Raw genomic sequence first — 17169 nt, 5'->3', positions numbered from 1 at the left:
AAGGGGATGGCATCTTTGAGAATCAATAAATTTATAAGCGAAACGGGATATTGCTCGCGTCGTGAAGCGGACAAGCTGGTGGAGAGCGGGAAGGTCACCATTAACGGGGTGGTTGCGGTCTTGGGCAGCCAGGCCGAGGAAGGCGACGATGTGCGGATCCAGGGAAAGCCGCTTCAGGACAAGAAGAAGCATGTATATATTGCTCTTAATAAGCCGGTCGGGATTACGAGCACCACCGAGTCGCATATTAAGGGCAATATTGTAGACTTCGTAGGCCATAACGAACGGGTTTTTCCCATTGGACGATTGGATAAGGACTCCGAAGGACTGATCCTGTTAACGAATGACGGAGATATCGTCAATAAGATCCTTCGTTCCGAAGGAAAACATGAGAAAGAATATATTGTGACGGTGGACCGTCCGGTTACGGAATCCTTCCTTCGCGGAATGGCCGGCGGCGTCAAAATTTTGGGGGAGATGACGCTCCCCTGTGAGGTCACGCGAATGTCCGAACGCGTATTTCGAATCATTCTGACGGAGGGGAAAAATCGGCAAATCCGCAGAATGTGCAGCGCTTTTGGTTATGAGGTTCGAAAGCTGCAGCGAATCCGGATTATGAATATTCGACTTGGCAGCCAACGTATCGGCTCATGGCGCGATCTCAATGACAAAGAGAAGGAAGAGCTTGGCCGGCTGCTGAACTATAAGCTCGAGTAGCAATTATAGTGTACCGGGTTTGTGAATCCCTTGTGTAAAAAGAAAACAACCGATGAGATCTGGAGGCCAGATGCATCGGTTGTTTAGGGTGTGTTATAGTCGGTTAGACCGTTCATTATACCGGTTATTCATTAACGCTGGTAAACGTTGCGCTATCCTGGTATTTACGTATGATGGATACCTCAACCCTACGGTTCTTCGCTCGTCCAACAGCGGTGTTGTTATCGGCGATCGGATGGTATTCTCCATAACCGATCGGCATGAACCGTTTAGGGTCCAGTTCCGAGTTGGTGAGCAGAATCTTCATGAACTGCAATGCCCGATCCGAGCTTAAATCCCAGTTGGACGGATATTTGCTGTTGGAAATCGGCACATTATCCGTATGACCGGAAACAATGATCTCATAATCCGGGAATTTGTGAAGCATTTGCGATATGGCCTTGGCCAGTTTACGGGCCTCCGGCTTCACCACGGCTTCGCCGGACGGGAACAGGGCATTATCCCGGATCGTAATGACCAGCTGGGAGTGGTTTAACTTGGTGCTGAGCTCTGAGGTTAAACCGTTATTTTTAATATAATTATCGAGCTGTTTCTTCAGCTTCTCCAGATCCTCTTGTTCCTGACGCATCAACTCGGCACGACGTTGGTCGGGCGTTGTTGCTGGAACGGAAGGGGTTGTCGCTTTATGATCGTTAATATTAGGCGGGGTGTCGCTGGGCTCGGTCTTGCTGTAATCCAGCACGCCGGTTCCGCCGGTGAGAGCAACGCTGAAGGCTTCGCTCATTTCTTGAAATTTGCGTGCATCCGTCGCGCTCATGGCATACAAAACTAGGAACAGGGCCAGAAGCAATGTCAGCAGATCTGCGTACGGAAGAAGCCAGGATTCGTCGGCATGCTCCTCGTGCGGCTCGTGTCTAGTCTTTTTGCTCACTAGCACCAGCCTCCCTCTCGCTGAGCTCAGCGCGTTCGGATGGTGTCAGGAACACGGAGAGCTTCTGATTGATTGCAATGGTGGATACACCGGATTGAATGGACAGCAGGCCTTCTACCATCATCAGTCGAATTTCAACCTCGCGCTTGGATAGGCGCTTGAGTTTGTTCGCAATCGGGTGACAGATGACATAACCGGTGAAGATACCGAGCAGGGTAGCAATAAACGCAGCCCCGATGGCATGGGCAAGCTCGCCCATGTCTTCCATATGGGATAGTGCAGCGATCAAACCGATAACGGCTCCGAGTACTCCGAGGGAAGGTGCATACATGCCGGCCTGGGAGAAGATCAGCGAGCCAGAACGATGGCGCTCTTCCGTGGCGTTGATATCTTCCATCAAAACATCGCGTACGAATTCCTGATCGTTGCCGTCGATAATCATGCGCATTCCGTTACGCAGGAAGCTGTCATCGATCTCATCGACTTTGGTTTCCAGAGCCAGCAGACCTTCACGGCGCGTAATCGAAGCCCATTCCATGAACAGCTTGATCATGTCCGTCTTGTCCATCAGATTCTGTTTCACGAAGGTCATTTTGACCAGCTTCGGAATCTTTTTCAGCTCGGATAACGGAAATCCGATGAATAAAGTTGCTGCCGTACCGCCAAGAATGATTAGATAGGCTGCCGGGTTATACAAAGCGAGAAGGGAGGCACCTTTAAGAATCATGCCCACCAGTACCGCGACGATACCGATGATTAAGCCTATAATTGTTGAAATTTCCATACCACACCTCATCCGTGAGAAATAAAATAACGAATCCATTCGTCAGAACGGCTCTCATGGAGAACCGGGCCCCTTTTGTGGGGCGTTATCCTATTTATCGTCATGTCGGGCTTTTTTTTTTAGTTGTAATTTCCGGTATAATGGAAGGAAGGGAAACGAAGCTTAGTACGGTAAGGAAAGGAGTGATTGAGATGGGTGTGAAGCACGGAAGGGATTACGGCGAAATCCTCGCGGAATTGACCGAAGCCGTCGGGCGAATTTCCGACAGCTACGTTTTCTTTGAAATGGAAGCGGAGGATTGGGGCAATCTGGGCGAAGCCGAGCGGAATGAGGTTCATGAGGCGCTGGCGGAGGATTTGTTCTATGCGCTGGGCACGGAGCCGGTGATTAGCGTCGGCAGCGGCGTGGTCATGCATGACCAGAATAACCATCGAATACATATTTTGATCGGTGAAGAAGAGTTGGCCTTTGTGGCTCTTGTGTAATCACTCCAGTTATCAACGGAAACAGGGCAGAATAGAATAGATGACAGAAGCCCATACACGTGTCAGTCGGCTTTACGATAGGTTTTTTTCGGGGAGGAAGATAAAAGATGCTTTATACGCAGCAAGAAGTAGAGGCTCATCTGGAAAAGCTTGAGGGTTGGGAATTTGAACAAGGGAGATGGATCGTCAGGAAGTATACCTTCTCCTCCTTCATGAAGGGAATCGCTTTTGTTGATGAAGTGGCAGCTATTTCGGAAGCTTTCGGACATCACCCCTATATCACCATAGATTATAAAGTCGTTACGCTGCGTCTCACTTCCTGGGACGACGGCGGCATTACGGCTGTGGATATTAAGGAAGCGCAGCAGTTTAACGAGGCCTACGAGAAAAGCCGTTCCAAGGACGGCAAATCAGGACAATAGACGGGAGACGGATCCATCCGGTCATAGCTCCCCAATATGTAAAAACACGCTTGCGCCGGGAGGTTCTCCAGGTTCAAGCGTGTTTTGCGTATAAGCTGATTTATTTTTTCTCAGCAAGGTACAGCGCGATGTTTGCGATTTCGTCAGGCTTAAGTTGATCCTTAAAGGAAGGCATACCCTTACGGCCTTTGGTTACAACGTTGAAGATCGCGTCCGCATCCATGTGTCCGCCTACTTGATTCAAAGCCGGTCCAGCGCCGCCTTGAAGTTGGTCACCATGACAGCTGATGCAGCTTGCTTTCAGTGTGGCTTCGGCTGCGGCAGCATCCAGAGTCACTTCCGGCATAGTCGGCTTCTCTTCCTGAGCTACCTGTTCCTTGCCTGGGAGCGTAAACATCAGCGCAATAGCCAACGCACATGCGACGAAGAACAATCCGCTCATGATCCATTTTTGCATCGTCATATCGTCCCTTCTATGTATACTGCACTTTTGCACTTGTCTCCATTATAAACCAACATCCATAGACAGCATAGCCAGTTGTGACAAAAAAAGCAACTATACCGCGCGCCTTCATAAAAAGTACACAAAATTGTGCTTTTTCATATAGACAAAGATTACTATTCCTCATTTGCCGGAGGCTCATACACCATGCAGTGGAAAAGGGCGTTTCCCGTCGGTGTAAGGCGCTCGTACGTATCGGTGATATGAAAGCCCGCCTTTTCGTATGCACGGATCGCGCGCTCATTCCAGGTCATTACCTCCAGGTCGATCTCATCGGCAGGCCGCCTCCGCCTCGCTTCCCGGACAATCGTCTGCATAAACCGTTTACCCATTCCCCGCCCGCACCAATCAGGCCGCATGCCCAGCCCGATCCGCGTAACCTCATGCATCGGAAACAGCTGGGCAAATCCCCATAGCGTCTTCCGTTCATCCAAAATCGAAATGTACTGTTCCCGGCGGATGTCCGGATCCCCAAACTCGATCTCAAGCCCCTTCATCTGCTCCCAGGGAAGAAAACCGTAAATGTTATAGGGAGGAGGATAGGTCCAGGCGCATATTTCTTTCGCGTGCTCTTCACGCATGACCACCGTATGAAATGAAATCGGTGCTGCATCCATTGGCAAAGTCCCCCTGTCATAATTACAAATTAAATTATACCCCATTTCTCAAACATTCTAGCCGCATTCAAAAAGCCCGTCCAAGAGAAGTAGGTCTCCTTTGACGGGCAAACGGATATGTATGGGCAGGACGAGGATAAGACATCGAAGCTTAGGAGGATTCTCCGGTCGACTTTTCATACTGATCATTGCTCATGATGCGTTCGGCATCTACGTATCGCTGCTCGTAGTAGTCCTCAGAAAATAAAATCAATATTTTTCCATTAGGGTGTTTAATGAAGGGAGAGGAGGGTATATAAAGGGTAGAAGATGCAATGACTTGAGGAAGCGAAGAGAATTTGCATAATAATTTTCTTTTTTTCTCGAAAAGTGGGAACTTTTTCGTTGTCCCAAACGTTATAAAGGTATACACAGAGCAGACAAAAGAAAAAGCCGCTGGATGAGATCGGCACAATCTCATACGCCCAGGGCTTCTTGTAAAGGATAAATCAATGAAGTTCCAATAATTAATTGTAGTTCACAGCTACAGACTTGTACGTAGACTGACTCATGACTCGCTTAGCACCTACGTATCGATTGGCGTAATAGCTCTGGCTCAGCGGACTAATGATGACACCGCGCGAGGATGAGGAATGAGCGAATTTGCCGCCCCCAACATAAATACCCACATGAGATACACCTCTGCCGGATGTGTTGAAGAACACGAGATCGCCAGCTTTCAGCTTGCTCTTGGCTACGGCCGTACCGACTTTGTATTGAGCTCCAGACGTGCGCGGCAGGCTTAGACCAAGTTTCTTGTAGATATAGCTGGTGAATCCGGAGCAGTCAAAACCATTCGTTGTGGTTCCACCTGTTTTATAAGAGACACCAATGGCTGGTTTGATTGCAGTATTTAATTTGGAATCGGCGAAAGCGCTTCCGGTCCCTAATGTGAGTGCGAGGGCCAGGCCTAGAGAAATGGCCGTTAACTTCTTTTTCAAAACAAAAAGCTCCTTCCATTGCCTGCGAGGTTAGCTTAAGGGTTCGGTTGAAGGTCCCCTATGATCCCTCTCTTGCGAGATCAATTCACCCAAAACGGATCCCCCGCTTCCCAATCATGGGAATTCGGCTCCTTAAAATGTTGATGAACCCATTCATAGACGTCTGACGTTCCAACATGCTTAACGAAATTACATAGTTCCAGCAAAAAGTTACAGTAAAGATGACAAAGTTGTTACTAACATATTCGTTATTTTAGCAGAGTATTAACAATTTGGCAAATGAGGAAAGCTCATTTTTATACAAAAAAACCTGTCACCATCATGCGGGATCAGGTTTTTTTGTAATTTGGCCATCGGAAAATGTAATATTGAGGAAAAATAAGCTTCTATTCTTTGTAAAATCAAGTCCGAGAGAGAAATGTGTCGCTTCCGATTACAGCATATTTACGAGCTTGTTTATCATATGATGGTAACGAAATGTAACGATTAGGCATGCTGCGAGGAAGAATCCCGCCACAAATGGTATTGGGCGGAAATTACCCAAATTTGGAAGAGTCCATTCAGAAAATAAGAGGCTTGCTGAATAATCAAGCCAATCAATCCCGCCCAGAAGAGCGATGCCGAGCTCAGGAGCAAAAGAATGACGCAGGCCGATCCGCCAACGGTAAGGGATAACAGCACAGCCGTGCCCAGTCGGCGGAAGAGCGCAAGAACGGAGCTGATCATGCCGGAATTGTCCGTACGGCCGAATTGCATATAGAGCAATAACAGGCGAATCAGATAGGCGTACAGAAACCAGCCGGCTGCATGAGGCAGCGCATGAAGCAGCAGAACCGGCTCATGGATCCCGTTCAGCAGGATCGGAAGGATTTTGGGCAGAATCCAGTATCCGGGCACAAAGGTAAGAACAAGTTCGATCAGATAAAATACCGTAACGGGCTTCCATAGCTTCTGCATGCCGGTGAAGAAGAATAATCCGCGCTCGCCCTTGGCCTCCTGGTGGAGGTTATAGAAGATGCCTGCCCGAATGAGCGGGGTACATACCATCCGGATCAGGAGCAGAGCGGCCAGAAGCCAACCATAGGTATGGACCGTGCCGCTTAACGATAGACTCATCTCGCCCTCGTAGAAGAATAACAGGCGACTAAGCTCGTTAGGGGCAGAATCCGGATACCGCATCAGCAGGGGGACGACTGCCGATTTTACAAGCCGGTACAGGCAATATCCCCACAGCATGCGGTACAAGAACAGCAGAATGGAGACGTATAATTGGTCTTTAACACTGATCCAACCTTGGCCTGCATAACTTTTCATGTGCTCCCCCCTCACCATGACAGGCTGCCGAACAACGTCTCCACAAGCTTGGTAATACTGAGATTCCAGCGTGTGACCACCTTCGGATCCATTCCTGCCTTCATATAGTTATTGATGTGTCTATTCTCCAGAACGATGGAGTATTTCGGATCAACCATGGCCCAGGCGAGCGGGGTGCTGTACTCCAGGGTGTACGTAACTTTTCCGTCCTTGCCGCTCCAGGTTCGCTCCACCGTTTTGCCGTCTTCAAAGGCGAACACGATAGGCACATCGGTTATATCTCCGTCCTTGCTCGTAATCTTGACCGTGGATTCATACCGCGGATGGTCTGACGTGCCTTTATTTTTGGTTTTGATCACATCGATGGCGACGTCGGCCATTTGGCTTCCATATACATATTGGTCAAAATACGATTGCCAGGAGGTTTTGCTTACTTGCTCGACGACTTTCTGAAAATCAGACGTGGTTGGGTGCTTGAAACGGTATTTCTGGGCATAGGTATGCATGATTTTCCCCATCATCTGTGGACCGACCTGCCGTTCAATGCCTTGCAGCACCAGCTTGCCTCTCGTGTAAACATTCAGCGCGTAGTTCTCGTGTGAGCTGTATTTCCAGGACTCCATCTTCAGCGGGGCAGGGGAGGTAATCGATGCTCCTTGAGCAGCGGTGTTGGAGGTAATGCCGTATTCTTTCTCCATCACTCTTTCTTCTGCATAGGTTGCAAAGGCCTCGTCCAGCCACGCTTCCTCAAATTCGTTGCTTGCGATCATTCCGTAAAAATATTGGTGGGCGATCTCGTGAATGACGGTCCGTTCGAGCTCATAACCCGGCGAATCGTTCTTGGCCCCGAAGGCCGTGACCAGCGTCGGGTATTCCATGCCGCCTGCACCGTTGCCCGACTCCGGCGGGACGACGATGGACAACGTGGAATAAGGATAGGTTCCGTACCATTTACCAAACGAAGCCAGTGCCGACTTGGCGGCATCAAAGTAACGGTCCTTCAGGTCTTTATGGGCCGGATCGAGATACAGCTTGATGCGGACGCCCGGCACGCCCGGTGCCGAGAAGGCCTCCTCGGCCGTGACAAAGTTGGGCGAGGCCGACCAGGCAAAATCATGCACATCATCGGCATAGAATTGATAAATTTTTTCCCCGTTCGACTTTTGGGCAGGCTTGGTCGGGAATCCGGTCGCGGCAACAATGTAATTCTCGGGCACCCGGATGCGAACGCTGTAAATGCCGAAGTTGGAGTAGAACTCGGAGTTGCCGTGGTATTGATGAAGATTCCATCCTTCCTCGGCTCTTCCGCGAAGTCCGGCCGGTTCATAGACCGATACTTTAGGAAACCATTGGCCAGCCATAATAAAATTCTCGGTGGTACCCATGCGCGCGAATATTTTGGGAAGCTCGACTTCAAATTCCATGTGAATGGTGATGCTCTCCCCGCCCTTGATGGGTTTGGGCAATCTTAGTTTGACAAGGCTGTGATCCTTGATGTTCCCGTCATCGGGTTGGACGAATTGAAGGCGATGGGTAAGGGCCAGTCCTTCCGTCGTTTTCACATTGGTAATGGTCATGGAGCCGTACCCGTCGTCCGGCATGGGGTCGGAACGAAGCCTGCCGCCCGATTCCTTCATAAAGGTCGTTTCATCGGAAGCAAAGGCATTGGGATACAGATGAAAGTACAGCTCATTTACGCTTTTTTTGCCTGGGTGAGTCCAAGTGAGTGTCTGCTTGCCCTTAAGCTTGTTCTCCTCAGGCTCGTACCGAACATCCATGTGATATTCCACCAGCCGGTCGCTTAGGGCCGGAGCGGGAGTATCAGGCTGCACCTTAGGCGGTGAGAGCGGGGCCTTCTCCACGGCAGAGGCAGAGGGCTTGCCCGCATTTGGGGCAAGGACAGACGCTGAGGACCCTGGATTCAGAAATATCGGCATCGATCCTGCAAGCAAACCAAGGGCAAGCAGGGATGATAGAAAGACTTTGGCACGTGGTGGGACCATATCGAACAACCTCCCGTTGACAAGCATCTAGTGCATGTATATGTTTGCTTTTGGGGGATTATTAGTTAAAATAAAATTATTGGGACATGGTTATCAATTTAGCGGCTGATACGTGAGAATCGGCTCTGATATAGGAGGTCGGCAGCAGTGGAGAACGAAGATCAGAAGCAGGGTGCGAAGAAACCCATTGCGTTGAATATTATCAATAGCAAGAGTAAGCATAAGGGGTTTGGATCCGGCTCCATCGATCTGAACAGTTTGTCGCCTGTCATCATCGACAATGGCGAGGCGCGAGTGGATATTGGAGCCATGCATGCAAAGAGCAAGGTGGAGAAGGGCATCCGTTTCAGCATGAACCGGGATGAAGTGCCCAACGGACGCCAGGTGTGGATCGTGTGGGTAGCTGTAGACCGTACCGCGGAAGGACAGCATTATGCAGGCATGACCGCGTGCGAAATGTGGATCGACCATGAAGCACGGCGCGGCTGGAAAATCCTCGCCGACCATGTGAATAAAATGGATGCGGCGATGAAGCGCAAGATTATTCTGGATGGGCTTGGCGACGTGGAGAAGAAAGCGCTGCGCGAACTGCTGATCTCCCGTAACGAGGAATGGTGGAATGCCTCGCCGGAGGAGTTTAGAGAAGCTCTTCAAACAGCGGAATGATACCATAAATAAGCATTTTTCTAGATGCGGACATAGGAAAGACCGGTAGGATTCGTGAAAGAATCCGCCGGTCTTTTTGTGATTGTTACGGTTAGAATGGAAGGGCGTAGGTCAGCTTTTTCTTTATATCAAGAAACGGATTTTCGTATTGAAGCTTCAGCTTGCCGCCGGCATATCCGTCATACGTAAGGCCGTCTCCGATGAAACCCACTTCGTTTGGCGGCATCTCCTCAATAGCCTTGATGCTCTCCTCGTCCAAAAGATCGGGATAGATAAGTTCTGCGGACTTGCCTGTCGGTTCAACAATATACAGGGTTGCCTTCGTATAAGGACGGACGAGCAGGAAGTCCTGTTCGATTGCTTCCACAATAAAATGATCGTCAACACCGGTGAGGGCGGCCAGATCGTAGGTTTTTACCGTTTTGCCCATCGGATGAACCAGCTCTAGCGTACTGCCATTCATCATGGCAACTTTGCCTTTGTAGCTGAGTTGGTCCGGACGGTAGTTGATCCCGGCAAAATTGGTGTGATTCGTTTTGGAAAGCTTCAGAATTTTCATGTCCTGAATGAGCACCCGATATCTTCCTTCATGAATATGGGGTTCCCCGTAATAATTGGACAAGTCGACGACATAGGTATTGCTGTTGATGCGATGTGCGTTCAAGCCCACTTGATCGATATCCTCGATCGGGAGAATGCCGACTTTCGTTGGCGTCGTTCCGGCTTTCCCCATGGACAGCATACCGGTCTCGCGATTTACCCAGAACAGCATATTGGCCTTGGAGGCATAAGCATATTGGGACCAGGAATCAAAGGTGGTTCGAAGTCCGGATTTGCTGTCGTACTTCAACTGAATGCCGAAGCCTTTGGTAATCAGGCTGGCGGGAACATAAGTCACGCCTTTCTTCACAACCGGAGCCGCCTCAAGCTTCAGAGCGGTACCCTTGGCATTGACGGCGCGCGAATTTCCAATAATCACACGAACAGACTGGGTCGGGCTGTTAATGTACAGCTCGTTCTTTCCAGGGATCGTCAGCTGCAGCTGCAGCTGTTCGGAAACTTCCTTCAGCGGAATGAACACGACGCCTTTATTCGTATAAGGTTTATGCTTCACATCGAGCGTGCTCCAGGCTGCCTTGCTCTGCGATGTGGAGGCCGCTGCCGCATGGGCAGGAATGGTTACGAGCGATGAGGATGTAAGCATTAAAGACAATGCTATGGATGCGGTACCTGCTAGTTTGATGATCTGTACGGATTTCATGTCTTTCCTCCTTCTGGTTTTCACTCCCTCCTATATAAACGACTAAATAATGGGAAATGTTTCATCAAATCAAAAAAATCATGTAAAAAATGATATATGCGATGAAGCAAAGCTGAGGGGAGAGGGAGCGTCCGAACCTAAAAAACCGGAGCTGCCCAGAAGGGACGCAGCTCCGGTTTATGTCAATGTCCTGATTGCAGTTCCTGATCCTTGCCAAGCAGAATGGTGAGACCCAGCAGGGTAACGATAATGGTGGCCCCCATGTCCGATATGATCGCGATCCATAGGGTCAGCCAGCCCGGAATCGTTAGAAGCAGAGCGATGGCCTTCAGCGACAAGGAAAGTCCGATGTTCCATTTAATAATCCGGTTGACTCGTCTTGCCGTCTTGATGGCCCCGGGCAGCTTACCAAGGTGATCCTGCATCAATACGATGTCGGCGGTTTCGATGGCGCTGTCCGTTCCTTTTCCCATTGCGATGCCCAGATCGGCAGCGGCCAATGCAGGGGCGTCGTTAATGCCATCGCCGACCATGCCGGTCTTTTTGCGGGAGCTAAGCTCCTTGATTTTGGCGACCTTCTGTTCCGGCAGCAGGCTTGCGAACACCCGCGATACGCCGGATTGTTTCGCGATCGCCTGCGCCGACTGCTCATGGTCGCCCGTCAGCATCACCGTATCCGCGATTCCAGCCTCGTGAAGCTTGCGGACAACGGCTGCGGTCTCCGGCCTAATCTCATCGGCAAGACCGAATTGACCTAATACGCGCTCCTCGCTTACGGCGGCAACGATCGTGTACCCCTGGGCCTTCATTCTCCGAATGTCATCCTCAACGGCACGGATATGATCTTGATGGCCGTTCACATACTTCAGCACTTCCTCGCTGCCCACCCAGAACAGCTTCCCTCCGATTTCAGCCCGAATGCCTTCACCCGGCAGCACCGTTATCTGTCGAGGTTCATTAAACATGCATTGCGGCTGCTTGATCTCCAGATGTTTCATGACGGCTTTGGCCAACGGATGGAGAGAGGATTGCTCCAGCGCGCCTACCACGGCATAAAATTTATCTTCATCATATACGGTTTCCGCGTAGACGGCCGGCTCGCCCTTGGTCAGGGTTCCCGTTTTGTCGAAAGCGACGGCTTCCAGGCGTCCGAGCTGCTCCAGATGGACTCCGCCTTTAATTAGAATGCCGTTGCGTGCCGCGCGGGTCATCCCGCTAACCAGCGCTATCGGGGAAGAGAGCACGAGCGAGCAAGGACACCCGACAATGAGAATGGACAGCCCCTGGTAGACCCAGGTCATCCAGGGCTGATTCAGCAGCAACGGAGGAATCAGCGCAACAGCCAATGCGATGATCATAATGGCTGGCGTATAGTATTTAGCAAATTTATCGATGAATAGCTCCGTCGGCGTCTTGCTGTCCTGTGCCTCCTGCACAAGATGCATGATCTTGGCCAGGGAGGAATCCTGATAAGCCTTCGATATGGCGATATAGAGCACGCCGTCGGTACTTACGCTGCCGCCAAATACGGCGTCGCCCTCCCGTTTCGTAACAGGCACCGATTCTCCGGTTATGGCAGCTTCGTTCACCGCGCCGGTTCCCTGGGTTATGGCTCCGTCCGAAGGAATTTTCTCGCCAGGTCTTACCCGGACAACGTCTCCGGGAGAGAGGCTCTCGATCGGCACGCGTTTGGTTTGGCCGTCTACCCAAAGCTCGGCTTCCTTCGGCGCTGCGGCCAGCAGCGCTTCCATGGATTGGCGGGCACGGTTCATGCCGTAGCCTTCCAGCAGCTCATTGAGGCCGAACAGAATGGCAACGAGCGTGGCTTCCCGCCACTCCCCGATGATGACGGCACCTACGAGCGCAACGGTCATCAGGGTATCCATATTGAATTTGAAGCGGGTCAGGTTACGCAGTCCGCGCAAAAACGTCGTATACCCGCTCAATATCATGGCACCAGCATATAATGCGATCACAACCGACTCGGCGGCTTTCCCTTCTAATAGAAAAGTCAGCAGATAAAACGCAGCCGAGATGGACAGCAGCCACTTCATTTTTCGTTCGCTGCCATGGCTGTGTTCATGTCCATGGCTTTGTCCGTGGTCGTGTTCATCTGACGGACCATGAGCGTGCGGCGAAGAGGCGGGCCGAACATCAGCGCCGGCAGCCGAATGGGCTGTTTGGGGAGCGTAAACGATTCGGGCTCCATCACTTTTCAAAATGGTTTCTACCCGGTTTAGGTTCACCTGGGGGGAAAGGGTCAGCTTTCCGCTGTTATAACTCAGCCGGGCGTCGCCTCCATGGTCGAGCTTCTGGATCTCCTCCTGCATTTCACGGGTGCAGTTCGGGCACGAGAGGCCCTGGACCTTGTATTCAACAAGTTTGCTGCCACCTGCTTCAGGAGATGTTTTGGATTGCTGATGGTTGTCCGTGCTCATCTACACCCTCTCCTTCTGGTGCTCCAGCGTCATATGAAGCAAAGTCCGGATATGGTCGTCTTTTAGCGAATAGTATACATTCTTACCCGCCTTGCGCGATTTGGCGATATTCTTGTTCTTCAGCGTGCGCAAATGATGGGAGGCTGTTGCGGTGGAGCTTCCGAGAACTTCAGCCACGTCGCAAACGCATAACTCGCCGCCGCGGTCCAGCATATAGGCTACCTTGACCCGCGTCGGGTCGGCCAGCGCCTTGAAGATCTCGGCCATGCCGAGCATATCATCATCCGAAACCGTTTCTTTTAACAAAGCAACCCTCTCGGTTGAAGGACATTCCGTTTCACACAGCTCCAGAGCCACGTCCTCTCTCATTGTTCGGACATTCATAAGATCAACCTCCTTGAAATAGGAGCAATTAGTGCTCTTTATTCTATATATTCAAACGTTGATTTGATTGTTAGTCATAATATACCCGATTTACACATGATATTCAAACGAATATTTGATTGTTCACAAGCTTTTCACAGCGCAGGTTATAATCCGGCGAGTCCTATCATATGAACCAATTCCAGCGTTAGGCGCAGCGGCCGCTCAGAAAATCCTTCCATTTCATTTCACGCCAACTTATACTATTAGCAAAAAGATGTGAAATTCGCACAGGAAGAGTATCTGCGGCCCAGGCGCCTCAAGCGCTGCATCATATCCTGTACGGGCCATCGTTTCGACTCGAATGTGTACATTATCTAATACCTATCCTTCGATTTGCGGATGTGTATAAACAGGGGAGGCCGGAGTATGACTTGTCCGATATGTCGATATGAAACGGGAGATGGGAAATATTGCAAGAAATGCGGGGCCAGGCTGATTATCGAGGATACCCCCGTCTTTGCGGCCATGAAGGAGCAAGCTGCTGCGTCGGAAATTTACGGCGTCGCCAGGCGAGGCGGAAGCATAAATAGGGAGATTTCTCATGTGCGCCAAGGAGAAGCTGCTCTGCCGGTGTATACTCCGCCGGATATTTCATTTCCTACAGCAGGCCGCCAGCATGCCGAAGAGGAAGAGGGGCCGAATCCTTATTGGACCAGCTTAAAATTGTATGGGCAGCTCTATGGGGACCATTTCCTGAAGGGGCTAAGGCATCCCTTCAGCGCAGCTGCCGTAACGGACAACAGCCAGTTCCTAAACGCGATCGTATCCATGCTGCTCTATATTGTGCTCCTTCCGCTCGCGCTGTACGCAGCGCTTCATCATGAACTGCAGGGACTCCCGGAGGGGGCGTTTGTTGATCTAGTCCTGAAGCCTATTGTCTGGATCGCGATTTTCTTGTTTTTGCTGAACGTCTTTACCTTCGCTGCAGTCAAGCTGTCATTTAATCCGGCTGCGAAGCTGAAAGAAGTCATGGCCAGATTCGGCACATTACTGCCGCTATACCTTGTGTTGTATGCGATCAGTTTGTTGTTCCTGTTTCTTAATGGCGATATATCCAAGGTGATCATCCTTCTAGCGTTCATCAGCACCGTGATGACCGTGCCGTTATGCGTCATGACCGGCTACAAGAGAAGAGTGGCCGGCGGCCTGGATCCGCTGTATGCGATCCTGCTGATCTACGTTGCAGTCATGCTCGTCATCGTGCTTCTGGGCAGCTCCATGATCGAATATATGAGCATTTTATAAGAAGCCATCTACATAAAGAATCGTGAAAAAGAGAAAACAGCAGGCTCTTTATCGGGAACGCCCGGAAAAAGAGCCTGCTGTTTTTTGACGTGACGGGCTATCCGTTTATTCGACCCACCATCGTTTGAAATCCTTCCACCAGGAACGTTCCTCCTGTTTCTCGGCAGCATCTGCAGGGTTAGCCTTCTTGTTGGGCTTCCCGCCTTCATGTTCGTCGCAATACTCCGTGGGCTCCGTCCCTTTGACGAAAACCTCCAGCATTTTGTCCGGACAGCCGGCGCCTGCAAGCTTACCCGTCTTCGGATCCACATACGCGCTGACGACTTCATCCGGGATCGGAAAAATCTTGGGCGGCACGTTCTCCAGTGCCTTCTCCGTATACTGCGCAAAGATCGGCGCTGCGCGCCGTCCGTCGACTTTGCTGATCTCCCGTCCTTTGTCATACCCGACCCATACCGCCGTCGACAGCTCCGGGGTATATCCGACGAGCCAGGCGTCGGTGTCGGTAGTGCCCGTCTTCCCGGCCACCGGCCGTTTCATCAGGGTGGAGACGCGGTTACCCGTTCCGCCGGTCTCGAATACCCCCTCCATCATGCGCGTCATCACGTAAGCTGCGGAAGGCTCGACCACTTGTTCGCCTTCCTCTTCCGGAGCCGTATACAAACTGCGGCCGGCCGCGTCGGTGATGCTCAGCACCGCGACAGGGGAGACCCGCTTGCCGCTGTTAGCCATGACGGCGTAAGCGGAGGCCATCTCCAGCGGGCTGACGGGCGAGGTGCCCAGGGCCAGCGAAGGGACAGGCTCCAGCGGACTCGTGATGCCCATCTTTTTCGCCATGTCGGCGACTTTATCCGGGCCGATCTTCATGATGGTATTCACGGCATAGATGTTATCCGAGGCGGCAATGGCTTCCCGCATGGGGATTTCGCCTAAATATTTATCGCCGAAGTTGCTGGGCTGGTACGTTTTGCGATTGTTATCGTAATGAAACAGGGTAGGCTGGCTGTTGAACACGCTGGTGCTTGTCATTTCCTTGGATGCAATGGCCGTTAAATACATAATCGGCTTAAATGAGGAGCCGGGCTGCCTGGTTCTGGCCAACGCGTGGTTGTATTGATTCTCGCGGTAATTCTTACCGCCGACCATAGCTTTGATGTGGCCGTTTCGCGGATCGATGGATACGAGCGCCGTCTCCAGCTCGCTCTTGCTGTCCATGCCCTCGGATACGGCCTCTTCGGCTGCTTTCTGGGCCCGAGGATCCAGGGTTGTATAGATGTTCAAGCCGCCCTGTTCGAGCTGCTGGTCCGTGATGTTCAACTGCTTGGTGACGAGACCCCGGACATAGTCCCGGAAGTAGGAGGCAATTACTTTATTCTCCTGCCGGTCCTGCGGGAGCAGGGCAAGCTTGGCCGAAGCGGCTTTATCCGCCTCGGCCTCCGTGATGAATCCGGTCTCCGCCATGGCATTCAGGACGATCTGCTGTCTTTTGACCGCGTTGTCCATATGATTGTAGGGCGAGTAATACGTGGGCCCCTTCGGAATGCCGGCCAGCATTGCGCTTTCGGCCAAGGTCAGGTTTTTTGCCGATTTGCCGAAATACAGCAGCGACGCCGACTCGATGCCGTAAGCGCCGTGACCGTAATAAATTTCGTTCAGGTACATTTCGAGAATTTGATCTTTCGTATATTTCATCTCAAGCTGGGCGGTGAATTTGGCCTCCTTGAGTTTTCGTGTCCATGTTTTTTCATGAGATAGGTATAAGTTTCGTGCAAGCTGCTGGGTTAACGTGCTCGCTCCCTGTTTGCGATCCATATGCTGCAGGTTGACCAATACGGCTCTGGCCATGCCCTTCATATCGAACCCGGGATGATCATAGAATTTTCGGTCCTCCACCGCCAAGGTGGCCTGAACCAGGAGGGGGGATATGTTGGCCAGGTTCACCTGCTCGGATGTATGTCCCGTGCTTGAGAATGTGGCGATCAAATCTCCCTGGCTGTCGAGCAGACGGGAGTAGCGGGATGTTTCCGCGACCGGCAGCGGCGTTATAAATAAATAGGCGAGCAGAATGCCGCCTGCGATGATGGAAATGCCAAGGAGTACGAACAGAAATGTAGCAAGCCGGACGAAACGACGTTTGCGCTTGGGTGATTTTTTTTGCCCCGGCATCAGATGTTCTCCTTCCAGTCCTTTTGTAGAGTCAAGGCCCTTGTGCCGCCAAAAATGGAGATGTGCTCAAATTCTCCTTGGCTGCCTTCTTTTTCTATACAGTATGGGGCTGCAGCGGTCAGGATATTCATCGGAAAGGGCGATGTTTTTGCTTCCTTTCGCATGTACCGGAACTTTTGGTTGCAATTTGGGCTTGATTTAATATAATCTAA

The 17169-nt window shown here is 51.2% G+C and carries 16 protein-coding genes and 1 riboswitch; of the genes, 5 read left to right on the top strand and 11 right to left on the bottom strand.

Going from position 1 to position 17169, the window contains the following annotated elements:
* Positions 1-15: 15 nt before the first annotated feature.
* Complete coding sequence (gene rluF / locus RB298_RS21820) at positions 16-717, top strand: 23S rRNA pseudouridine(2604) synthase RluF (RefSeq protein ID WP_036662880.1); 702 nt, start codon at positions 16-18, stop codon at positions 715-717.
* A 124-nt stretch (positions 718-841) separates the two neighbouring features.
* Here rluF and motB read toward each other — a convergent pair whose 3' ends face one another.
* Positions 842-1648: a flagellar motor protein MotB gene (gene motB / locus RB298_RS21815; RefSeq protein WP_009595545.1), complete on the bottom strand. Its 807-nt coding sequence runs from the start codon at positions 1646-1648 to the stop codon at positions 842-844.
* Positions 1632-2432, bottom strand: coding sequence for a flagellar motor stator protein MotA (gene motA / locus RB298_RS21810; RefSeq protein ID WP_009595558.1), 801 nt, complete (start codon positions 2430-2432; stop codon positions 1632-1634). The genes motB and motA overlap by 17 nt, the downstream gene beginning before the upstream one ends.
* 191 nt (positions 2433-2623) lie before the next feature.
* Between motA and RB298_RS21805 the strand changes: the two genes are divergently transcribed.
* Entirely contained in the window at positions 2624-2917 is a 294-nt protein-coding gene (locus RB298_RS21805; RefSeq protein ID WP_009595521.1) for a hypothetical protein, read from the top strand.
* A 107-nt stretch (positions 2918-3024) separates the two neighbouring features.
* Entirely contained in the window at positions 3025-3339 is a 315-nt protein-coding gene (locus tag RB298_RS21800; RefSeq protein WP_009595556.1) for a 4a-hydroxytetrahydrobiopterin dehydratase, read from the top strand.
* A gap of 100 nt (positions 3340-3439) precedes the next feature.
* On the opposite strand, the gene RB298_RS21795 is transcribed toward RB298_RS21800, so the two are convergent.
* The 5 genes from RB298_RS21795 to RB298_RS21775 all read right to left on the bottom strand — a co-directional run bounded on the left by RB298_RS21795 (position 3440) and on the right by RB298_RS21775 (position 8755).
* The gene (locus tag RB298_RS21795; protein WP_096777305.1) at positions 3440-3796 is read right to left on the bottom strand and encodes a c-type cytochrome; all 357 of its coding nucleotides are present in this window, start codon (positions 3794-3796) and stop codon (positions 3440-3442) included.
* Positions 3797-3957: 161 nt separating this feature from the next.
* Positions 3958-4458, bottom strand: a complete 501-nt coding sequence (locus tag RB298_RS21790) for a GNAT family N-acetyltransferase (RefSeq protein ID WP_012818350.1) — start codon at positions 4456-4458, stop codon at positions 3958-3960.
* Positions 4459-4964: 506 nt separating this feature from the next.
* Positions 4965-5438, bottom strand: coding sequence for a C40 family peptidase (locus RB298_RS21785; RefSeq protein ID WP_012818351.1), 474 nt, complete (start codon positions 5436-5438; stop codon positions 4965-4967).
* A gap of 4 nt (positions 5439-5442) precedes the next feature.
* A riboswitch (cyclic di-AMP (ydaO/yuaA leader) is annotated at positions 5443-5578 on the bottom strand.
* A 346-nt stretch (positions 5579-5924) separates the two neighbouring features.
* The gene (locus RB298_RS21780; protein ID WP_036662875.1) at positions 5925-6752 is read right to left on the bottom strand and encodes a hypothetical protein; all 828 of its coding nucleotides are present in this window, start codon (positions 6750-6752) and stop codon (positions 5925-5927) included.
* Between the two features lie 11 nt (positions 6753-6763).
* Positions 6764-8755 (bottom strand): M1 family metallopeptidase, encoded by a 1992-nt coding sequence (locus RB298_RS21775; RefSeq protein ID WP_012818353.1) that lies wholly within the window; start codon positions 8753-8755, stop codon positions 6764-6766.
* Between the two features lie 147 nt (positions 8756-8902).
* Between RB298_RS21775 and RB298_RS21770 the strand changes: the two genes are divergently transcribed.
* Positions 8903-9421 (top strand): YwhD family protein, encoded by a 519-nt coding sequence (locus RB298_RS21770; protein ID WP_009595531.1) that lies wholly within the window; start codon positions 8903-8905, stop codon positions 9419-9421.
* A gap of 91 nt (positions 9422-9512) precedes the next feature.
* On the opposite strand, the gene RB298_RS21765 is transcribed toward RB298_RS21770, so the two are convergent.
* From RB298_RS21765 to RB298_RS21755, 3 genes are all read right to left on the bottom strand, one after another.
* A complete protein-coding gene (locus RB298_RS21765; RefSeq protein WP_375122089.1) occupies positions 9513-10682 on the bottom strand; it encodes a stalk domain-containing protein in 1170 nt (389 codons plus the stop codon).
* A 182-nt stretch (positions 10683-10864) separates the two neighbouring features.
* Positions 10865-13120 carry a heavy metal translocating P-type ATPase gene (locus RB298_RS21760; RefSeq protein ID WP_486048573.1) on the bottom strand — a complete coding sequence of 752 codons (2256 nt, stop codon included), beginning with the start codon at positions 13118-13120 and terminating at the stop codon, positions 10865-10867.
* Positions 13121-13504: an ArsR/SmtB family transcription factor gene (locus tag RB298_RS21755; protein ID WP_096777290.1), complete on the bottom strand. Its 384-nt coding sequence runs from the start codon at positions 13502-13504 to the stop codon at positions 13121-13123.
* A 408-nt stretch (positions 13505-13912) separates the two neighbouring features.
* On the opposite strand from RB298_RS21755, the gene RB298_RS21750 reads away from it, so the two are divergent.
* Entirely contained in the window at positions 13913-14791 is an 879-nt protein-coding gene (locus RB298_RS21750) for a hypothetical protein (RefSeq protein ID WP_486048571.1), read from the top strand.
* A gap of 105 nt (positions 14792-14896) precedes the next feature.
* Here the strand turns inward: RB298_RS21750 and RB298_RS21745 are convergent, their stop codons facing one another.
* Positions 14897-16957: a transglycosylase domain-containing protein gene (locus RB298_RS21745; protein ID WP_486048569.1), complete on the bottom strand. Its 2061-nt coding sequence runs from the start codon at positions 16955-16957 to the stop codon at positions 14897-14899.
* Between the last annotated feature and the right edge of the window lie 212 nt (positions 16958-17169).

The organism is Priestia sp. BR_2, from assembly GCF_041954005.1.
Taxonomy (GTDB): Bacteria; Bacillota; Bacilli; order Paenibacillales; family Paenibacillaceae; genus Paenibacillus_AQ; species Paenibacillus_AQ lautus_A.
This window is presented reverse-complemented; position numbering and strand designations above follow the sequence as displayed.

Bases quoted from the DNA above. Each gene is read 5' to 3' on its own strand.
- motA (WP_009595558.1), bottom strand. From the start codon at position 2,432: ATGGAAATTTCAACAATTATAGGCTTAATCATCGGTATCGTCGCGGTA.
- RB298_RS21805 (WP_009595521.1), top strand. From the start codon at position 2,624: ATGGGTGTGAAGCACGGAAGGGATTACGGCGAAATCCTCGCGGAATTG.
- RB298_RS21800 (WP_009595556.1), top strand. From the start codon at position 3,025: ATGCTTTATACGCAGCAAGAAGTAGAGGCTCATCTGGAAAAGCTTGAG.
- RB298_RS21795 (WP_096777305.1), bottom strand. From the start codon at position 3,796: ATGCAAAAATGGATCATGAGCGGATTGTTCTTCGTCGCATGTGCGTTG.
- RB298_RS21790 (WP_012818350.1), bottom strand. From the start codon at position 4,458: ATGGATGCAGCACCGATTTCATTTCATACGGTGGTCATGCGTGAAGAG.
- RB298_RS21780 (WP_036662875.1), bottom strand. From the start codon at position 6,752: ATGAAAAGTTATGCAGGCCAAGGTTGGATCAGTGTTAAAGACCAATTA.
- RB298_RS21775 (WP_012818353.1), bottom strand. From the start codon at position 8,755: ATGGTCCCACCACGTGCCAAAGTCTTTCTATCATCCCTGCTTGCCCTT.
- RB298_RS21765 (WP_375122089.1), bottom strand. From the start codon at position 10,682: ATGAAATCCGTACAGATCATCAAACTAGCAGGTACCGCATCCATAGCA.
- RB298_RS21760 (WP_486048573.1), bottom strand. From the start codon at position 13,120: ATGAGCACGGACAACCATCAGCAATCCAAAACATCTCCTGAAGCAGGT.
- RB298_RS21755 (WP_096777290.1), bottom strand. From the start codon at position 13,504: ATGAATGTCCGAACAATGAGAGAGGACGTGGCTCTGGAGCTGTGTGAA.
- RB298_RS21750 (WP_486048571.1), top strand. From the start codon at position 13,913: ATGACTTGTCCGATATGTCGATATGAAACGGGAGATGGGAAATATTGC.
- RB298_RS21745 (WP_486048569.1), bottom strand. From the start codon at position 16,957: ATGCCGGGGCAAAAAAAATCACCCAAGCGCAAACGTCGTTTCGTCCGG.